Raw genomic sequence first — 2126 nt, 5'->3', positions numbered from 1 at the left:
AGGCTTTTTTAATGCTTTTATAAAAGCACTACCATTTCTTTTTAGGAGCAAACAGTATATCTAAGTCGTCTTGCTCTTCTTCTGTTTTCTTTTTAAGTGCGCTTGCATTAGAAGCTCTCAGTTCAACACTAATTGCCTCTAAGTAACCCTCAACTTCTAGCCGTTTTGTTGTTACGTATTCATCAGAGTAGGTGACTGCACTGAGTGTTGCCTGCGCTTTTTCAAAGTACTGTCTTGCAGAGCCAACCATACTTGCTGAACGGGCAGATAGGCCCCGTTTTATTTGGCTTTCAATATTAATACGCAGTTGTAGTTTTTCGAGACGTTTATCTTCTAAAACAAAAACTTGGCTATCAATACGACCTTTGCTGTGTTCAGAGCGTAAAATTGAGCGTAATTTTTTAATGCCTTGAATTAGGCCTACAAGTTGTTTGTCATTACTCGGTAGCGTTAAAGCTTCACTGCTATTATCTTGAACTGGATTAGATAAGTGCGTTTTTGCTTCACTTAAGCGGCTTTTAAGTGCTTTAGATGTTTGCGAGTTAGTAACCATTGTATTTAAGGCTTCGTAAATACGGCGCTGTAATGTACGAATTAGATTTTCAGAAAGGGGGATGTTAGCACTATTCATTAGTGCCTCTTCCGTTTCTTCTATTATAGCTTTCTGTTTTGTAAGCTCTTTACGGCGTTCTGCCTCTTGTTTTTCTTTGTGTTGTTGTACAGCACTTACCCAAAGTGCAATCACAATCAATGCAACTATAAGCACTATTATAATAGAAACGATCATGGTGTAATTCTCGGATATATAACCTAATTATTTAATCTTACATTAAATATACGTTAACAGGGTAGCTTTGCGCCGATTAACTTAAAAAATATACCAAAAAATTGATAGGTTGAGCTCTTTATAAACTGCAGTAAGCCTAAGGGCTTATAAACTAAAGCTGAATAATCATCGCTACCTGAAGCATATTTATTATGCTAGCCTTGAGCTCTAATCAGATAATTGCACACCTAAAGACCTAAAGTGCTATTTTACGTAAATAACACTTGGTTTTAAGCGGTATTGCCTTTATAAATAATATGAATAATAACGTTAAAATTTGCAGCCATGAAATTACAACAACTCAGATACATCGTAGAAGTACAAAATCATAAATTAAATGTTTCAGCGACTGCTGAGAGTTTATTTACCTCGCAGCCAGGAATTTCTAAACAAGTACGCATGTTAGAAGATGAGTTGGGTGTGCAAATTTTTGGTCGCAGTGGTAAGCATTTAACGCATGTAACCGGTGCCGGCGAAGATATTATTAATATTTCTCGTGAAATACTCTCTAAAGTAGAAGGTATTAAAGCCGTTGCTAATGAGCATACGCTACCTGATCAAGGTAAGTTAAATATTGCTACAACACATACCCAAGCGCGTTATGCTTTGCCTAACGTAATTCAAGGGTTTATGAAAAAATACCCTGCGGTATCGCTTCATATGCACCAAGGTACTCCACAGCAAATATCGGATGCTGCAGCACGCGGTGATGCCGATTTTGCTATTGCAACAGAAGCACTGCATTTGTATTCAGATTTAGTTATGCTGCCTTGCTACCATTGGAATCGCAGTATTGTTGTCGCTAAAGACCATCCGTTGGCTAAAAAGGCAAATAGTTTAACCGTTGCTGATATTGCTCAATATCCACTCATTACATATGTATTTGGTTTTACGGGCCGTTCAGAGTTGGATAAAGCGTTTAGCGCACACGGGCTTGAACCACACATTGTATTTACCGCAACCGATGCTGATGTTATAAAAACATACGTACGACTGGGTTTAGGAGTTGGTGTTGTTGCTTCAATGGCGATAGATCAAGTAAGCGATACCGATTTAGTGTGTATTGATGCAAGCCACTTATTTGAAGCTAGCACGACCAAAATTGGTTTTAGAAAGGGCAGTTTTTTACGTACTTATATGTATGATTTTATCGAACGTTTTGCACCGCATTTAACTAAAGAGCGCGTGGAGCGAGCAAGCTTATTACGTAACCAAGATGACGTAGATAAGTTATTTGCAGATATAGAGTTACCCGTTAAATAATGTCACTACATTAAACGAATAATAAAAAAGCCGCCTA

Annotated in this window: 2 protein-coding genes; one reads left to right on the top strand and one right to left on the bottom strand. The window is 37.7% G+C overall.

What is annotated here, in order from left to right; genetic code table 11:
• Positions 1–28: 28 nt before the first annotated feature.
• On the bottom strand, positions 29–787 hold the full coding sequence (locus tag GQR46_RS18965; protein ID WP_007583833.1) for a hypothetical protein: 759 nt from the start codon (positions 785–787) through the stop codon (positions 29–31).
• A 324-nt stretch (positions 788–1111) separates the two neighbouring features.
• On the opposite strand from GQR46_RS18965, the gene cysB reads away from it, so the two are divergent.
• On the top strand, positions 1112–2089 hold the full coding sequence (gene cysB / locus GQR46_RS18960; RefSeq protein ID WP_002961670.1) for an HTH-type transcriptional regulator CysB: 978 nt from the start codon (positions 1112–1114) through the stop codon (positions 2087–2089).
• Positions 2090–2126 lie beyond the last annotated feature (37 nt).

Source organism: Pseudoalteromonas sp. Z1A6 (assembly GCF_011378745.1).
Lineage (GTDB): Bacteria > Pseudomonadota > Gammaproteobacteria > Enterobacterales > Alteromonadaceae > Pseudoalteromonas > Pseudoalteromonas arctica.
Note: the sequence above shows the minus strand (reverse complement) of the source record. Positions and strands in the feature narration are given on the sequence as shown.

Coding starts and splice junctions, on each gene's coding strand:
- GQR46_RS18965 (WP_007583833.1), bottom strand. CDS start 787: ATGATCGTTTCTATTATAATAGTGCTTATAGTTGCATTGATTGTGATT.
- cysB (WP_002961670.1), top strand. CDS start 1,112: ATGAAATTACAACAACTCAGATACATCGTAGAAGTACAAAATCATAAA.